This is a genomic window from Paenibacillus sp. FSL R5-0887, assembly GCF_038002305.1.
GTDB classification, from domain to species: Bacteria; Bacillota; Bacilli; order Paenibacillales; family Paenibacillaceae; genus Paenibacillus_AQ; species Paenibacillus_AQ odorifer.
In genome coordinates this window covers 1891521-1908119 of sequence record NZ_JBBOCE010000001.1, presented here as the reverse complement: position 1 = coordinate 1908119, position 16599 = coordinate 1891521, and the positions used below count along the sequence as shown (strand labels likewise).

Here is a 16599-nt window from a genome sequence, read left to right as displayed (position 1 = left end):
GCAAGGTATTATTAAAGTTCTTTATCATTAATGCTGTTTAACCAGCTTTCAATCTCCCCAATGACCGAACTAATGCAGCCATCTTCAAAAGGTGAAGTCAGGCCCGCAAGTTCAACCAGCTTGATAAAGGATTTGCTTCCTCCAGCTTGACATAACTCTAAATAATCACTCCAAGCGGATTTAAAATCTTCATTTGAACGTTTCCAGAACTGGAAGGCACATAGCTGTGCTAGTGTATAGTCAATGTAATAGAACGGGGAGGCGAAGATATGGCCTTGCTTATGCCAAAATCCACCCTGTTCCAGATAAGCATTACCTTCATAATTGCGGTGCGGCAAATATTTTTTCTCGATTTCTCGCCATGCTTGCTTACGTTCAGCAGGGGTTGCTTCAGGATTGCTGTAAACAAAATGCTGGAATTCATCTACAGTAACTCCGTAAGGAATAAACTGAAGGCTATCTGCCAAATGATTGAAACGGTATTTGTCTGCATCCTCTTCAAAGAACAATTCCATCCATGGCCAAGCAAAAAACTCCATGCTCATGGAATGGATCTCACAGGCTTCATAAGTAGGAAAAGCATATTCAGGTACATTAATATTTCGGCTTTCATACACCTGGAAGGCATGCCCCACTTCATGGGTCAAGACATCAATATCCCCTGAGGTTCCATTGAAATTTGAGAAGATAAAAGGTGCTTGGTATTGGCTGAAGTAAGTACAATAGCCACCGCCTTGCTTACCTTTTTTACTTACTAAATCCACTAGATTGTTATCCAACATAAAAGTAAAAAATTCATCAGTTTCCGGAGAGAGCTCTTTGTACATCTTGGATCCGTTAGCTACAATCCAGTCAGGATCTCCTTTAGGAGTGGCATTGCCAGTCTTGAAGCTGAAGTTCTCGTCATAAAACTTCAAGGCATCCAGACCTAGGCGTTCAGTCTGCCGTTTCTTAAGCTGTTGGGAGACGGGTACGATATGCTCCAGAACTTGTTTCCGGAAGTTGGCTACCATGTCGGCGTTATAATCGGTACGCATCATCCGGTCATAACCTAGCTCAACAAAGTTGCTGTAACCAAGCTTTTTAGCAATGCGGTCACGGACTTTAACTAGCTCGTCATAGATTCGATCAAAGTCACTCTCATGTTCAGACATAAAATCATATCTGGCTTGTGAAGCACGTTTGCGCATATCGCGGTCCGTGGACAATTCAAAAGGAGTAAGCTGAGTCAGTGTCCGTTCTTCGCCTTCGAATGGAATCTTGGCGGACGCGATAAGCTGAGCGTATTCTGTAGAGAGTTTGTTCTCCAATTGTAAATCTTCGATGATTTCTGGACTAAAAGTACGCAGAGCTACTTCTGCAAGCTGAAGCAGCTGCGTGCCCCATTCTTGTTCGAATTCGGCTCTGTATTTGGAATTGACGAGTGCTTTGTAGTAGTCCGTTATGTATTCCTGAACGATAGGGCCAATCTCGTCCATGAATTCCTGTTCAGCCTTGTAGAATTCATCTGTTGTATTGATCGAATGGCGAACGCTAACCAATGTCTGCAGGGTGTCAAACTCATTGCGAAGCTTGTTAATAGCGGTAACGGAAGCCTTTTGCACTTCTAATGGCTCGGTGTCATTGAGATCTTTAAGCAGGTTGTTAAAATCCTGTTTGAACTTCTCTACATCCGGGCGCTCATAGCGATAATCATTAAATTTCATTAACTATTCAACTTCCTTTCTATACCAGATAGTCTCTATTATATATTCTGAACAGCAATTTACGATAGACCTGTGTTAGCTGTTTTTGAATAAAAAAAGAACAAATGGACAAAAGTGTAAAAACTTGTTAGATGAAATACGGTTTGATATTATCTAAGAATATAGTAGAAATGATATTTATAGCGATTACTTAGCCTTTATTTAACCCTCATTCACTGAATACGGGTTATCTCTGTTTATATACGAAGTTTTGTATTTTTCCACTTTACATCCTTCCTCCCTCTTTTTTTGCTGTAGCCGCACAACTGTCGACAAACTTAATATATCATGATATATTATTATGTATAAGATGAAAAAATTAGAGTCAGGAGATAACGAAAGTCATGAGTGAGACAACATCATCCAAACCGATGTATGAAAAAATATTTGATGAAGTGAAGCAGCTTATCGTTAATAAATCCTATGGACAAGGGGAACGGGTTCCCTCTGAGAAAGAACTGGCTGAAGCCTATAATGTTAGTCGGATTACGAGTAAAAAAGCTCTGGAAATGCTCGCCGCGGAACAATTAATTGTGAGAAAACCGGGGAGAGGTTCATTTGTGGCAGATCCAGCAGTCGATTACATGGAATCAGCGATATCTCCGGGGACGGTCTCCGACGGAACTGTTTTTAATTCCTTTAACCATGAGGAAAAGACGATCGGTCTGGTTATTACCGACTTTGGCAACAGCTATGGCACAGGCTTAATTTATGGCATGGAGCAGGCTTCACGTGATAATGATTGTTTTCTGGTTTTAAGAAGAACGTTTGGGGTGCCGGAGAACGAAGAGAAATCTATTCAGAAGTTGCTCAGCTTAGGTGTAGATGGTCTGATCATTTTTCCGGCTCAAGGCGAATTTTTTAATGCGGAGATTCTAAAATTGGTGATAGGGCGGTTCCCGCTAGTTCTGGTAGATCGCCATTTAAAAGGAGTGGCAGCAGCATCAATCAGTACTGATAATATGCAGGCTGCACTCAAAGGTACGGAGTATTTATTTGATCTCGGGCATACTCATATCTCCTTTCTCTCTCCACCTCCAGCGGATACCACAGCTCTTGAAGAGCGGGTAGAGGGATTTATTCAAGCGCATGCGGAACGGGGAATAGCTGTAGACAAGGGATTGTGGGTCAGCGATTTGACCTCAACACTACCGGATTCCTTCAACGATGAGAATATTGAACATGACATTTCGCGGCTAATTTCTCATATGCAAAAGAATCCAACAATAACGGCGCTTTTTGCTGTGGAATATAATATTGCGCTGCTGGCTAGAACTGCGGTCCAACGACTTGGGCTACGAATTCCAGAAGATATTTCGATCATTTGCTTTGATAGTCCGCCAACTCCACTTGGTTCGGGTTATGCATTTACCCATTTACGGCAAAATGAAGAAGAGATGGGGCGGCTTGCAGTAGAAAATGTATTGCGAATTATGAACGGGCAGAGTGTGTCCAATAAGATAATGCTGGAAGCTGAGTTAATTTCTGGTGAATCCACAAGCTCCGCTAAACAATCTATCTCTAAATAGAATTTTGGCTTATTCTCCAAATTAAACATATATTAGTTGTTATAAAAACCTATCTTTTTGGATGGGTTTTTTTATTTGTTTTAGATATGTATTTATCATTATGGATGTATTGATATATCATTATAATAAAATAAACATATTGACATACTAATCACATGACAATATACTAATCAATGAAAGCGCTTCAAATTTAAAAAGTAAAAGGGGGTATTATAACTGAAAGCAACTAGAGAAATACCCGAGTCAATGCATAAACTGGCATCTAGCGTAAAAGCACAGCTGAGTGATCGCCCGAAATTAGCCGAAATGTTCGAGAAATGTATGGCCAACACCTGGAACACAACCTTAAAACGAATGCCAAACGGAAGCACTTTTGTTATTACCGGAGATATTCCAGCGATGTGGCTACGGGATTCCGCCGCACAGGTCAGACCTTTCCTAATCCTTGCCTCCGAAGATGAAGAAATTGCAGACATGATTGAGGGACTTGTACGTAGACAATTTACTTACATCCAGCTTGATCCGTATGCTAACGCATTCAATGAAGAAGAAAGTGGGCATGGCCACCAAGAGGATCTGACGGAGATGAGCCCGGGAGTCTGGGAAAGAAAATATGAAATTGATTCGTTATGTTATCCAATCCAACTGAGTTATCTGCTCTGGAAGAATTCGGGCCGTACTAGTCAGTTTAATGAGTCGTTTGTAACAGGCGTAGAAAGAATCATAACATTATGGACTACCGAACAGAACCATGAGCGCGATTCAAAATATCTTTTTCAACGGATGAACTGTCCGCCCACGGATACGTTAGCTCGAGAAGGCAAAGGGACGTTGACGGCTTATACCGGAATGACTTGGTCTGGATTTCGTCCTAGTGACGATGCCTGTGAATATGGGTATTTGGTTCCGGCCAATATGTTCGCGGTGGTTGTTTTACGATATGTGTGTGAAATTGCCCGTAAGATTTTAGGTGATCAGGAGCTGGAAAAGAAAGCTAGAAAACTATCTGACCAGCTTAATAAGGGAATAAGTGAGTATGGAATTGTAGAACATCCAGAGTTTGGAGCGGTCTATGCTTATGAAGTAGATGGTCTGGGACAGGTGAATTTTATGGATGATGCAAATGTACCTAGTCTACTCTCTATCCCTTATTTGGGTTATGTGACTGCTGATGATCTTATTTATAAAAATACCCGTGAACTTATTTTAAGTAGCACTAATCCTTATTTTTTCGCAGGAAAAGCGGCTGCTGGCATTGGAAGTCCGCATACGCCAAATCGGTATATCTGGCCCATAGCTTTAGCGATGCAGGGAATGACATCTACCCGCTTTGAGGAACAGGAAGCCTTACTTCATCTGCTGGAGAAGACGGATGCAGGAACTGGATTTATGCATGAAGGGTTTCATGTGGATAATCCTGATGAATTTACACGTCCATGGTTCTCTTGGGCAAACATGATGTTCTGTGAGCTTGTACTCATGCGCTGTGGTAAGCAGATTAAGCGCGGATGAGACCAACAAGGTTTGAATAATCGACTCTAAAGGGGATAGAGAACATGAAAAAATGGCTGGTTACCTCAATTGTTTTGGTAATGACTACTGCACTTGCTGCGGGCTGCGGTGGTAATAACGGATCTGCGGACAAAGAGACCGGAAACACAAGCAAAGCTGGGAGCAGTACCGGGAAAAAGACAGAGCTTACCTTCTGGGGAGATTGGGGCGGTGAGGGGCAGAAGCAATTCGAGACCATGGTGGATGCTTTTAATAAATCGCAGGATAAAATTCACGTAAAATATGTGCTGCAACAGGATATGATCACGAAATTCCTAACTTCTGCGACCAATGGCGGCACTCCTGATGTACTGTTTTGGGACCGTTGGAGAACTTCGCTGTATGCCCCGAAAAATGTACTGCATCCGGTGGATGAATACTTAACGCGTGACGGTATTTCCGAAGATGATTTCTACAGTGAATCCCTACGGGAGCTTTCATACGATGACAAATTATATGGGCTGCCGCTTACAGTAGATGCCCGTGCTCTTTTCTATAATAAGAAGCTGCTCGCAGAAGCAGGACTTCAGCCTCCAACAACTTGGGATGAGTTAGAGGCAGCGGCTACGAAGCTAACGAAATGGAATGGAAATAAATTGGAGACTGCAGGTTTTTCTATGGGAGATTTGGGACTTTTTAATATGTATCTCCAACAGGCTGGCGGCACCATGCTTACAGAGGATGGAAAGACCAATTTTAATAATGAGCAGGGCAAGCAGGTGCTTGAGTTCTGGGATCGCCTAATGAACAAGGACAAAGTGTATAAAGTAGGGTTCGAACTTGGACTTGGTGAAGGGCAAGATGCTTTTGTCACAGGTAAAGTGGCTATGCTGTATTCCGGTCCGTGGATGCTCAGCACCTATAACAAATATGGTAAAGACCTGGATTATGGAATCGTTCCTCCTCCGGCCGGACCAAATGGTGATAAAGGTAGTGTCATGGGTGGATTTGGGCTAGTGATTCCAGAAGGCTCCAAACATAAGGAAGAAGCATGGGAGTTCATCAAATGGTGGACAGCGAACAAGGATAACGCGTTGCTCTGGGCAAAGACGAGTCTAAACCTGCCGGGTTATAAGCCATCGATGGAAGATCCATTTTTCAAGGATGATCCAAAGTGGCAGCCGTTTCTGGAAACGTTGGAGTTCGCCAAGGTTCGTCCGAACCATCCTGGATATTCCGTGATGGAGACTGATGCTTTGGCCCCTAATTTGCAGCTTAATCAGCAAAACAAGATGAGCATTGATGAGACCTTGAAGAAATCGCAAGAAGAGGGCGACAAAATGCTGAAGGATAATGAAGTAGTGAAATAATAAGTAAGACATTTGAAGTGAAGGGAGGTTTCGCCTCCCTTTTGCTTAGGAGGGGGTAGCTGAAATGGCTTCCATCAGAAAGCTAGAGAAACATCAGGCGCGGACGGCTTATCTGTTTATTACACCCACGGTATTGCTGTTTACAGTATTCACAGTCATCCCTGTGGTAATGGCGCTATATTTAAGCTTTACCAACTACGATGTACTTAGTAGAAACGATTGGATCGGTTTTGATAACTATCGCCGTTTGATAGAGGACAGTTTGTTATGGAAAACATTCCGAAATGTATTTCTGTATTCCATCATTTTCGTTCCATTTAATATTCTGATTTCGCTTCTCCTCGGGATTCTGCTTAGTCGATCCTGGCGTGGGGTAAAGTTGTTCCGCACATTGAATTATCTGCCTACCCTTACATCCGCCGTTGCTGCTGCTACCGTTTGGATCTGGCTTTTGCATCCTGAATTTGGTTTGGTTAACGGATTGTTGTCTTATGTTGGGATTACGGGTCCAGCTTGGTTATCCGAGACCCGAACGGCGATGTTATCCATTATTATGCTTACCCTCTGGCAATCGGTAGGTTCTAATATGATTATCTACTTGGCAGGTCTGCAGGGCGTGCCCGACTATTTGTATGAATCTGCACGGCTGGACGGTGCTAATAAGCTGGCTTGTTTCCGGTTTATTACTTGGCCGCAGCTGCGACCAACAACCTTTCTTGTCAGTACGATGTCAATCATTGGTGCGTTGCAGTTGTTCGACCAAGCTTTTGTGCTGACGCAGGGTGGTCCGGCGAATATGACAAAGACTCCAGTTTATCTGATCTATCAGCAGGGCTTTAATCAATTGCAAATGGGGTATGCGTCTGCACAAGCATTTGTGCTTGCTGTGGCGATTCTCATTTTCTCACTAATAAACATGCGGATCACAAAGGCGGAGGAGTCCATTGTATAAGCCGGGCTTGCCATGCAGAAGGGGGATAGAGGTATGGATACTAGCGGAAGTTCGTTATTAAAAAGAAGCTTAAGCAAATCTATCTATTATATAGTGTGCATAGTTATTGCTATCGTAATGTTTCTACCTTTTTATTGGAGTGTTCTTACATCCTTGAAGCCTGACGAAGAGATCTTCGCCATGCCCATCCGGTGGTTTCCTTCACATTTGACCTTAGAACACTATCGTAAGGCATTTACTACGGTTCCGTTTGCGCTCTATTTCTGGAATTCGCTTGTACTTGCAGTGGCGGGTGTATTGGCGAATCTGTTCTTTGGTTCTATCAGTGGTTATGCGTTCGCAAAATTGAATTTTAAGCTCAATAAGCCGATATTCCGCGTGCTGCTTGCGGCGATGATGATACCAGGCATTGTGACGATGATCCCCACGGTTTATGTCATGCGCCATATTCCTCTTTTTGGAGGAAATGATATTTTTGGTAGCGGGGGTAACGGGCTGATGAACTCATTCTGGGGGATTATTCTTCCGGGCGCTTCTGGAACCTTTGCTGTGTTCTTCATGCGGCAATTCTTTCTCACCTTGCCTAGTGACATGATGGAAATGGCCCGGATCGAAGGCTGTGGAGAGTTTAAAATATTTTGGCGGATATATTTGCCGTTGACTAAACCAGCGCTGGCTACTTTAAGTATCTTTACCTTCCAAGCGGGCTGGAACAGTTTCTTGTGGCCAATGATTGTGCTGAATGATCCCGACAAAGCAACGATTCAGATGGGACTTCAAGCTTTTTCTTATAATTTTCAAACAGACTACGGTCCAATGATGGCTGGAGCGCTAGTAGCAATCTTGCCGATATTGGTGTTGTTTTTAGCTCTTCAGCGTTATTTTGTACAGGGGATAGCCTTCAGTGGTATTAAGGGTTAATGCAATAAAAATCGAACCAGGGAGAGAGTCTATATGAATCAATTGGAGATAGGGATTTGGGAGGAACGGGCGAATCAAGCACAAGCTGCATTGGATTCATTCTTCTGGAATGAAGCGATCAAAATGTACAATATAGAAACACCTTGTCCAAATGGAGAATGCAACACTATTTTTCATTATTGGTGGATGGCCCATGCTGTGGATGTATTGGTAGATGGACTACAGCGGACTGGAGAGAACTGGTATGCCAAAAGGCTTTCCGCACTTCATGAAGGTCTGCTACAACGAAATGGTGGTATGTGGCCAAATGAGTTGTATGATGATATGGAATGGATGGCTCTCGCGTGGCTTCGTGCTTATCAAGCAACAGGAGTGGAAGGTTATAAAGATACAGCCCTTCTTTTATGGAACGACATTCAGACAGGTTGGAACGAGCATATGGGCGGTGGAATTGCTTGGCAGAAATCACAGTTGGATTATAAAAATACACCAGCCAATGCACCGGCAGCTATACTTGCGGCACGCTTGTATCAAGCTTTTGGTGAAGCTGGCAATCTTGAATGGGCGTTAAAAATATACAGATGGCAAAAAGAGCATCTAGTAGATCCGGCAACGGGTTTTGTATGGGATGGCATGAATCGCACTGGCGATGGAAAGATCGATAAAGATTGGAAATACTCCTACAACCAAGGTGTTTTCATTGGCGCAGCAGTTGGACTGTACCGTATCACTAAAGAGCAGGAATATTTAGAGGATGCTCGTCTAACCTTTGCCGCCGCAGCCCATGAACTTGCTGACTCTGAGGGAGGTGTGCTGCCAGATGAAGGAAATGGTGATGCGGGACTGTTTAAAGGAATCCTGATTCGCTATACAGCTGAATGGGTCAAAGCTGATTCCGCAGCAGTTAAAGCTGTAGATTTCCTGCGAGCGAATGCAGAATGTCTCTGGGAACAAGGAAAGTCAGAGGATAAAGTGTTGTTTGGCACAGATTGGACTTCGACTTCCGCTGGTGTGATTCAGCTCAGCTCCCAGCTTAGTGCGATCAAGCTGCTGGAGAAGATGGCTGAATTAACTAAAGAACAGGGTTGAGGTGAGTTCTTAATGACACAAGCAAAGGAAGCCATAGAAGCAGTCAGTTGGCAGGAAAAGTCCGAGTGGTTCCAACAATGTCTACTACGTAATTATTATAATGCTGAGACGGGGATCATGAACCAATGGTATCCCAGAGCGTACAACGTTGCGGGGGAAAACTTTTATTATTGGTGGCAGGCTCATGTCATTGATATTTTAGTAGATGGTTATGAGCGTAGTGGAGATCCTGTGTATTCCTTGAAAATTAAGGAGCTAAGTCAGAGTCTGCAAGCTTATAACGGGGGGACTTTCAGGCATAATTACTATGATGATATGGAATGGACAGCATTGGCGTTGCTGCGTGCTTATCGGGTAACAGGACATGAAGCCTATTTAAATGCTGTGCTTGATCTATGGGAGGATATTAAGACGGCTTGGAATGAACAGTTGGGTGGAGGTCTGGCGTGGAAGAAGGATCAGCTAGATTATAAAAACACACCTGCCAATGCACCTGCCGTCATCCTTGCAGCCCGGTTATATGAACTTTTTCATAAGCAAGAGGATCTGGAGTGGGCGCTCCGTATCTATGAATGGAACAAGACATATTTGATGGATTCTACGACTGGTTTTGTGTGGGATGGGATGAATAGACTTGGGGATGGCCAGATCGATTACGACTGGGAGTTTACTTACTGTCAGGGAGTGTTTCTAGGCGCTGGCCTAGAGCTTTACAAGAATACGGGTGATGTTCATTACTTAGAAGATGCGATTCGAACGGCTAATACATGTATTGATCGGTTATGCGATCCAATTAATCTGATGTTGCCTGATGAAGGCATTGATGATACTGGATTGTTCAAGGGCATTCTGATTCGTTATTTGGTTCAGCTCTGTAAAATATCTCCTGTAAATATCCGTATTCGCGAGGTTATATTGGCCAATGCAATGCAGTTGTGGGAAAAAGGTCTGGATAAACAACTGGGTCTGTGCAGTTCATCGTGGGAAGTGAAACCGGAGCTTCCGGTTCAGCTGAGTATTCAACTCAGCGGCTTGATGCTTCTGGAGGGTGCTGCGGCACTGGTGAACGAATAGCCTGAAATATATAAAGACACCTCAAGAGAGGTGTCTTTTTGTTGTTTAAATTAACTATCTGCAATTAGAAAATCCGATGTTTCCAGCCATTTAATTTAGCGATAGCCTCAATATAATAGTAGTCTCCATAGATCAGGGATACATCAATGAAGGAATTGCCACTGCCAGTTCCGTGCAATAAAATCGCTTCATGCTCCGGCAGCTCCCAGGTTGCGTAATTTTCCGTCAGTGAGCGCAGAATTCGCTCCGCTGCATTTGCATATAGACTTTTTTCGCCTAAGGGTACGATATCTGCAAGCTCTAATAATCCTGAAGCGGCTATAGAGGCTGCGGAGCTATCTCGGAACATCCGGGTATCATCCTCTAGGCGGAAATCCCAATAAGGGACTTGATCCTCAGGCAAAGCAGAGATGAAATAATGTGCGATCCGCTTAGCAGTGTTCAGGAAACGTTCATCACCAGTGTGGCGATAAGTATTGATAAAGCCGTACAATCCCCAAGCTGTTCCTCGGCTCCAAGAGGATTCAGCCGAGTAGCCTTGACCGCCAAAATTCTCAAGATAAGCACCTGTCTCTGCGTCAAAAGAAATAATATGTTTGGTGGATCCATCCTCACGTATGCCAAATTGCATTGTCGTTTCGGCGTGGCTAATTGCAATATGCTTATAGCGGGGATCACCTGTCACTTTGCTGGCCCAGAACAGCAGGGAGATATTTAACATACAGTCGATAATTACCCAGCCGTATTTATCTTCATTCCATGCGCGGATGAATTTGCCTACAGGATTATAGCGGGCAGCGAGGAAATTCGCAGCTTCAATTCCTCTGCGCAGGGCATCTTCGTCACCTGTAATTGTATGTTTGATTACAGCTGTCGGAAGGAATTGGAATCCCACATCGTGATGCATCTCAACCGTTGGTTTAACAAACCATTCCTCCAAGGTACCGTCCCAATGCCAAGCAGCCTCCTTGTAAAGATCTTTTCCGGTCATATCATGCATGATCCAGAGGAGTCCAGGCCAGAACCCTGTAGTCCACCAGTCTGAACCGATATCATCAAATTTGCCATCTTTCCCGGCGAAATGCGGGCACTTGTCACCGATCTGCTCTACCATACGTTCCACTTTTGTATCAAGTCTACCCATGATTTCCTGCCAATAAGGGCTTGTCATTATTATTGCCTCCAGTGTAATTAGGATGTTATGAGTATAGCTTTCTAAAGCTCAGGAAAGTTGTGTTTTGATATAAGGAAATGTTTGATTATTGTCATGTTGAAGTTGGCTTATAATTTAAAACTGACAAAATACAAACATTTCTGCATAACACATTAAAACTTTATCGGTGTTGGAAGCGATACAATCGAAATGAACAGGAGGATGGTAAAGTGGATGATTTACAAGTATATAAAGCACCTAAAGATATCCCGGGACGTGAGGATTATAAGGTTAGAGTACGGCAGCCTGAAGGAGAATGGCATAGCTTGTTTATTTACGAGGTTAAGGTAGATATGCATGAGGTGCGTCCTGCATCCATGGCTTATTTTGATCTGGAAGGTACAGTAGAAGTTGAAGTCACCTGTCTTTATACGGAGATTGATTGTGTGAACATTGCTCCGGCTTCGCGAGGGATCTCTTACGAATATCATGGAAATACCATTTTGTTTAAGCTAACAGGTCCGCAAAAGTTATCGATTGAGATCAACGGTGATATTTTTCGAAATCTGCATTTATTTGCTAACCCTAAGGAGAAGGATGCCCCTCAACCAGAGGATGCTAATGTTCTAGTAGTCCAACCGGGTATACACCGGAAACCTGATCTTTTACGGCTGCTGGATAATGCCGCTGCTGATCCTCGTGAAAAAAGGAAGGTGCTTTATTTCGCTCCAGGCACACATTATATAGAAGAAACAGTATTGCCGGTCCCTTCGGAAACCACGGTGTATCTTGCCGGAGGTTCAGTGCTTGTAGGTTCCTTGGTATGCGAGGGAGTTCATGATGTATCCATTCGTGGTCGCGGTATAATTTATCTTGCGGATTTTCATCGATTCTCGGCCTTTCGAGGGATACGAATTATTTTTTCGCGATCCATAAATGTGGAAGGTATTACCGTGATTGATCCGCCACATTACAGCATTTTCATCGGGCAGTCTGAGCAGATTGTGATTGATAATTTCAAATCGTTTAGCACTCGGGGGTGGTCTGATGGCATTGATATTATGTCTAGTTCCGAGGTTAGAATCCGGGATGTTTTTATGCGTAATTCGGATGATTGTATTGCTATTTACGGCTCGAGATGGGATTTTTATGGGGATACCCGTAATATTAGCGTTCGTGATTCCATTCTGTGGGCGGATGTCGCTCATCCATTAATGATTGGTACACATGGGGACCATGAACGGAACGGGGACACCATTGAGTCTATTGTTTTTGCAAATATTGATATCTTGAATCATCACGAACCGCAAGAGAACTATTGGGGGGCAATGGCGATTAATGCCGGGGATCGAAATAGGGTATGTAATGTTCTATATGAAAATATACGTGTAGAGCGTATTGAGCGGGGGCAGCTAATTGATGTGCGGGTGGTCTATAACAAGGATTACAATCCAGAGCCGGGGACAAGCATCCGGGACATTACATTTCGCGACATCAGCTATAGCGGGACGGCCAACCCTTCACGAATTTATGGATATGACGAAGAGAGAGCTGTTGAAAATGTGACCTTTGTCAATTTAAGGATCAATGGTGAACTGGTGGACGCCCCCCGCCCAGAGCTGATAGATATTAATCATTTTGCTAAAAATATACTCTTCGTGACTGAAAAAAATACGGTTGTGTAGATTGGATCTAATTACTTTTTCTATATTTTAATGGCGTCGTCCCTAGGACTCTTTTGAACAGTTGATTGAAATAAGAGGCATTTGGAAAACCAACAGTGATTCCGATTTGCTCCACAGGCAGGTCTGTCGTTCCTAACAAGCGGCAGGCCTGTTTGATCCGGCGGGCAGTCAGATAATCAACAAGCCTTCCTCCGGTTTCCTGATGAAAGATTCTGGAGATATAGGATTTGGACAAGTGAATCTCCTCAGCCAACTGATCCAGATTAACCTCCTCATGATAATGCTCTTCGATAAAACTCATGATTTTCTCAGAATAACGCAAGGTTCGCCGTTCTCCGGATTGGAATACATGCTGATCTTCAGTTCCTATATTGCTCAATAATTGAAGAATTAACAGTGAAATGTCTTCGGTATCCTCAGTCAGACTGACTTTTTTATTGTGATTATATTGCTCCAGAATCCACTCCACAGACTCAACGTGATCCTTAAGATCAAAGGCACAATGTGTATTTTTCCCTTGCCAAAGCGCTGTGAATAAAGCCTTCCTTTTCGCAAAACCCTCCAGCAGGTGTTCAGCAACATGTGGATCAATGTAGAAGATGGTTCGTTCAAAAGGACATTCGGGAGAAACCTCAGAATAGATCCGGTGCAGCTGATAGGGCTGGAAAAAGAATAACATTCCCCTGCGGATATCGTACATCTGCTGATTCACAACAACGTTTCCCTGTCCGCCATACACGAACATGACTTCACAGCATTGATGCCAGTGATAATAACCTTTGTAATAGTCGTCGGTATATATTTTATAATCCCAAATCAAGGTCTTATGTTCTTCAAAAACAACAGGTTCGAACAGCTGCTTCATAGGCCCTCCAAGATGACAAAATACAAACATTTTCTTATATCTCATTATAACTTTAATCGTTATGAAAGCGATACAATAAATACGTTAAACTATGAAAAATCCGGTAGTGGAGGGTAACATTATGACGCAAAAAATTGTTAATCCGGTGTTGGCAGGTTTTCATCCAGATCCGTCTTTTATTAGAGTAGGGGATGATTATTATATCGCAACCTCTACTTTTGAATGGTTTCCAGGTGTAGAAATTCATCATTCCAAGGATCTAGTTCATTGGCATTCCATTTCACGTGTGCTGACAGAAGCCTCACAAGTAGATCTGCGTGGTAACGTAAGCTCTGGTTCCATTTGGGCACCCGCGCTTTCTTATGATCAAGGCGTATTTTATCTGCTATTTACAGATGTGAAATCTCGCAAAAGTGTATATAAAGATCTGCATAATTATTTAATTACAGCGACGGATATCATGGGCCCGTGGAGTGAGCCGGTTAGACTTAATGGCAGCGGATTTGATCCATTTTTATTCCATGATCTGGATGGGACCAAATGGCTGCTTAATATGCGTTGGGATTTCCGTAAAAATCACAATAACTTCTCTGGCATCATTATGCAGCAATATGACCCGGAGACTGGCAAATTAACGGGACCTATCCATGAAATTTATAAAGGGACACCTATCGGAGTGACCGAAGGTCCGCAATTGTACCAGAAGGATGGGTACTATTACTTACTGACAGCTGAAGGAGGCACTGGCATCAACCATATGGTCACCTTAGCTAGAAGCCGAAGCCTCACAGGTCCTTATGAGACGGATCCGGATTTCCCGATTATGACCACGGCACATGATCTGACCTACCCGTTTCAGCAAGCAGGGCACGGATCGCTCGTAGAGACTCAGAATGGGGACTGGTACATGGCGCATTTATGCACACGCCCGATTCCGGGAACGTCAACGATGAATCCGTTAGGCCGGGAAACTGCGATTCAACGTTGTGAATGGACAGAGGATGGCTGGTTGCGATTGGCCCACGGAGGGAAGCTGCCTGCATTGGAGACCGTGGCTCCTGACCTGCCGATATTCACTTTTGAGGAGCTGCCAAACAGAGATGAATTTGATGGAGAGGTTCTTGGATTTCCATACCAAAGCTTGCGTGTGCCTTTTGATGAATCTTGGGTTAGCTTGAAGGAACGTCCGGGTTTTCTTCGTCTGCGCGGCAGAGAGTCATTAGCTTCACTGCATGATCAGAGTTTAATTGCCCGGCCGATTCAACATTTTGAATGCTTAGCTACAACCTGTCTGGAATTCGAGCCGGATAGCTTCCTGCAAATGGCTGGGTTAGTCCTCTATTATGATGACAGTGATTACTATTATTTGCGTGTTACCGCAGATGAGATTCGTGGAACTAGTTTGGGCGTTGTGCTGTGTAGAGGTGGCAAATACGATGAGATTTCCTCTATGCAGCTATCTGTGAAAGATTGGGATCGTTATTATCTAAAGGCGGAAATTCATGGACGTGATCTGTTGTTTTATGCTTCATCAGACGGGGTGAATTGGACAGCTGTCTGTACTCCCTTAGATTTTGGTACGCTTTCGGATGAATATGGCGGCAAGCTTGGCTTTACCGGTTCCTATGTCGGGGTATGTGCTCAGGATTTGGATCAGCAAGCGAAGCCGGCTTATTTTGACTACTTTGAATATAAAGCTTTATAGGTGTTCGGAAAAACCATAACATTCTTCATAGTCTATTTTAGGATAAAATGTTAATTTTTACTTATCTTACATAGAAAGGGATGTTTATGATTTTGAAAAAGACTTATAAAGCCGCAATAACCTGCACGCTCTTACTGAATCTGGCCCTGTCCTCTGCTGCAATGGCCGCACCTATCGACGTCGACGTCAGTAATTTGAAAGAAGTCCAAACTTCTGGACCGGAAAAGGTTTGGGTTGGAGAATGGAAGGGCGACGATACGATTATTGTGGACACACAAGGAAATGTTACTACAGTTGGAGAACTCAAAGAGTCATCAAGCTTTGTACCCCCGGCAGATGACAATCTTATTAATAATGAATTGTTAGCACCGGAGCTAATAACACCTACTTTTGAACCTGATTCTCCGCAAGCAACTCTAGCTTCCGCTTATGGTCATGCGTGGCCGTATACAGCCGAAAATAGTTATGGGATTAACTGTTATGGTTATGCCTTAAGATTTCCAGGGGCAATCAACCCTGGTGATGGAGACGGGGTCTCAAATGTCAGAGATCCTGCCTATTTTACTAACGTGTATTATACTGCTGGTCTTGTGGTTCAAGATGGCAATACGAATCCTTTATACTTTAAACCGGGTTGGCGGATACTTCCGGGCCGAACTGCAGCGATTAATTCCGATGAACATCGAATTGCACTAAGAGTGGGATGGATCGACTCAAATGGTAATGGTAAAGTCGATATTCCTGAGGATAACGTAGATTACCACTTCATGCTTCAAAATAGCTCAGGTCTATGGTCAGAGAAACATGGACATCAAGCGTCTCAAAATACGGGAATTTCAGATCCTAGCAATTTCGTCTGGAGCAATGGTTCTCTTTATGGTTTTTACAATAGCGTAACCGTTTATATTGCTGCAAAAGTATTTTAGAATTTCATAAAACATTACGTATGGAATAGCGATAGTCTTTTTTTTTGAAGATTATGGCTATTCTTTTTTTAGTGTCGAATTGTTTATGGGATTT

The 16599-nt window shown here is 43.3% G+C and carries 13 protein-coding genes; 10 read left to right on the top strand and 3 right to left on the bottom strand.

The genetic code is table 11. The features are described 5' to 3' along the window. Positions 1-11 precede the first annotated feature (11 nt). The gene (locus MKY14_RS08615) at positions 12-1706 is read right to left on the bottom strand and encodes a M3 family oligoendopeptidase (protein WP_076184489.1); all 1695 of its coding nucleotides are present in this window, start codon (positions 1704-1706) and stop codon (positions 12-14) included. Between the two features lie 383 nt (positions 1707-2089). Between MKY14_RS08615 and MKY14_RS08610 the strand changes: the two genes are divergently transcribed. From MKY14_RS08610 to MKY14_RS08580, 7 genes are all read left to right on the top strand, one after another. Further along, positions 2090-3274 carry a GntR family transcriptional regulator gene (locus MKY14_RS08610; RefSeq protein WP_340976289.1) on the top strand — a complete coding sequence of 395 codons (1185 nt, stop codon included), beginning with the start codon at positions 2090-2092 and terminating at the stop codon, positions 3272-3274. A 246-nt stretch (positions 3275-3520) separates the two neighbouring features. After that, the gene (locus MKY14_RS08605; protein WP_340976287.1) at positions 3521-4786 is read left to right on the top strand and encodes a glycoside hydrolase family 125 protein; all 1266 of its coding nucleotides are present in this window, start codon (positions 3521-3523) and stop codon (positions 4784-4786) included. A 44-nt stretch (positions 4787-4830) separates the two neighbouring features. Beyond that, a complete protein-coding gene (locus MKY14_RS08600) occupies positions 4831-6135 on the top strand; it encodes an ABC transporter substrate-binding protein (protein ID WP_076184486.1) in 1305 nt (434 codons plus the stop codon). Between the two features lie 64 nt (positions 6136-6199). Then, positions 6200-7087 carry a carbohydrate ABC transporter permease gene (locus MKY14_RS08595; protein WP_036688088.1) on the top strand — a complete coding sequence of 296 codons (888 nt, stop codon included), beginning with the start codon at positions 6200-6202 and terminating at the stop codon, positions 7085-7087. A gap of 33 nt (positions 7088-7120) precedes the next feature. After that, entirely contained in the window at positions 7121-8008 is an 888-nt protein-coding gene (locus MKY14_RS08590) for a carbohydrate ABC transporter permease (RefSeq protein ID WP_076142466.1), read from the top strand. Between the two features lie 33 nt (positions 8009-8041). Next, entirely contained in the window at positions 8042-9097 is a 1056-nt protein-coding gene (locus MKY14_RS08585; protein WP_340976285.1) for a glycoside hydrolase family 76 protein, read from the top strand. Between the two features lie 12 nt (positions 9098-9109). After that, the gene (locus MKY14_RS08580) at positions 9110-10171 is read left to right on the top strand and encodes a glycoside hydrolase family 76 protein (RefSeq protein WP_076128258.1); all 1062 of its coding nucleotides are present in this window, start codon (positions 9110-9112) and stop codon (positions 10169-10171) included. A gap of 64 nt (positions 10172-10235) precedes the next feature. Here the strand turns inward: MKY14_RS08580 and MKY14_RS08575 are convergent, their stop codons facing one another. Further along, positions 10236-11342 carry a glycoside hydrolase family 88 protein gene (locus MKY14_RS08575; RefSeq protein WP_340976283.1) on the bottom strand — a complete coding sequence of 369 codons (1107 nt, stop codon included), beginning with the start codon at positions 11340-11342 and terminating at the stop codon, positions 10236-10238. A gap of 212 nt (positions 11343-11554) precedes the next feature. Between MKY14_RS08575 and MKY14_RS08570 the strand changes: the two genes are divergently transcribed. Next, the gene (locus MKY14_RS08570) at positions 11555-13009 is read left to right on the top strand and encodes a glycosyl hydrolase family 28 protein (RefSeq protein WP_340976281.1); all 1455 of its coding nucleotides are present in this window, start codon (positions 11555-11557) and stop codon (positions 13007-13009) included. Between the two features lie 7 nt (positions 13010-13016). On the opposite strand, the gene MKY14_RS08565 is transcribed toward MKY14_RS08570, so the two are convergent. After that, the gene (locus tag MKY14_RS08565; protein WP_076128265.1) at positions 13017-13874 is read right to left on the bottom strand and encodes an AraC family transcriptional regulator; all 858 of its coding nucleotides are present in this window, start codon (positions 13872-13874) and stop codon (positions 13017-13019) included. A gap of 121 nt (positions 13875-13995) precedes the next feature. Here MKY14_RS08565 and MKY14_RS08560 point away from each other — a divergent pair, with 121 nt between their 5' ends. Together MKY14_RS08560 and MKY14_RS08555 are read left to right on the top strand one after the other, a co-directional pair. Continuing rightward, positions 13996-15579, top strand: a complete 1584-nt coding sequence (locus tag MKY14_RS08560; protein WP_340976279.1) for a glycoside hydrolase family 43 protein — start codon at positions 13996-13998, stop codon at positions 15577-15579. 92 nt (positions 15580-15671) lie between these two features. Further along, on the top strand, positions 15672-16505 hold the full coding sequence (locus MKY14_RS08555) for a hypothetical protein (RefSeq protein ID WP_139330181.1): 834 nt from the start codon (positions 15672-15674) through the stop codon (positions 16503-16505). Positions 16506-16599: the final 94 nt, after the last annotated feature.

Bases quoted from the DNA above. Each gene is read 5' to 3' on its own strand.
- MKY14_RS08615 (WP_076184489.1), bottom strand. From the start codon at position 1,706: ATGAAATTTAATGATTATCGCTATGAGCGCCCGGATGTAGAGAAGTTC.
- MKY14_RS08610 (WP_340976289.1), top strand. From the start codon at position 2,090: ATGAGTGAGACAACATCATCCAAACCGATGTATGAAAAAATATTTGAT.
- MKY14_RS08605 (WP_340976287.1), top strand. From the start codon at position 3,521: ATGCATAAACTGGCATCTAGCGTAAAAGCACAGCTGAGTGATCGCCCG.
- MKY14_RS08600 (WP_076184486.1), top strand. From the start codon at position 4,831: ATGAAAAAATGGCTGGTTACCTCAATTGTTTTGGTAATGACTACTGCA.
- MKY14_RS08595 (WP_036688088.1), top strand. From the start codon at position 6,200: ATGGCTTCCATCAGAAAGCTAGAGAAACATCAGGCGCGGACGGCTTAT.
- MKY14_RS08590 (WP_076142466.1), top strand. From the start codon at position 7,121: ATGGATACTAGCGGAAGTTCGTTATTAAAAAGAAGCTTAAGCAAATCT.
- MKY14_RS08585 (WP_340976285.1), top strand. From the start codon at position 8,042: ATGAATCAATTGGAGATAGGGATTTGGGAGGAACGGGCGAATCAAGCA.
- MKY14_RS08580 (WP_076128258.1), top strand. From the start codon at position 9,110: ATGACACAAGCAAAGGAAGCCATAGAAGCAGTCAGTTGGCAGGAAAAG.
- MKY14_RS08575 (WP_340976283.1), bottom strand. From the start codon at position 11,342: ATGACAAGCCCTTATTGGCAGGAAATCATGGGTAGACTTGATACAAAA.
- MKY14_RS08565 (WP_076128265.1), bottom strand. From the start codon at position 13,874: ATGAAGCAGCTGTTCGAACCTGTTGTTTTTGAAGAACATAAGACCTTG.
- MKY14_RS08560 (WP_340976279.1), top strand. From the start codon at position 13,996: ATGACGCAAAAAATTGTTAATCCGGTGTTGGCAGGTTTTCATCCAGAT.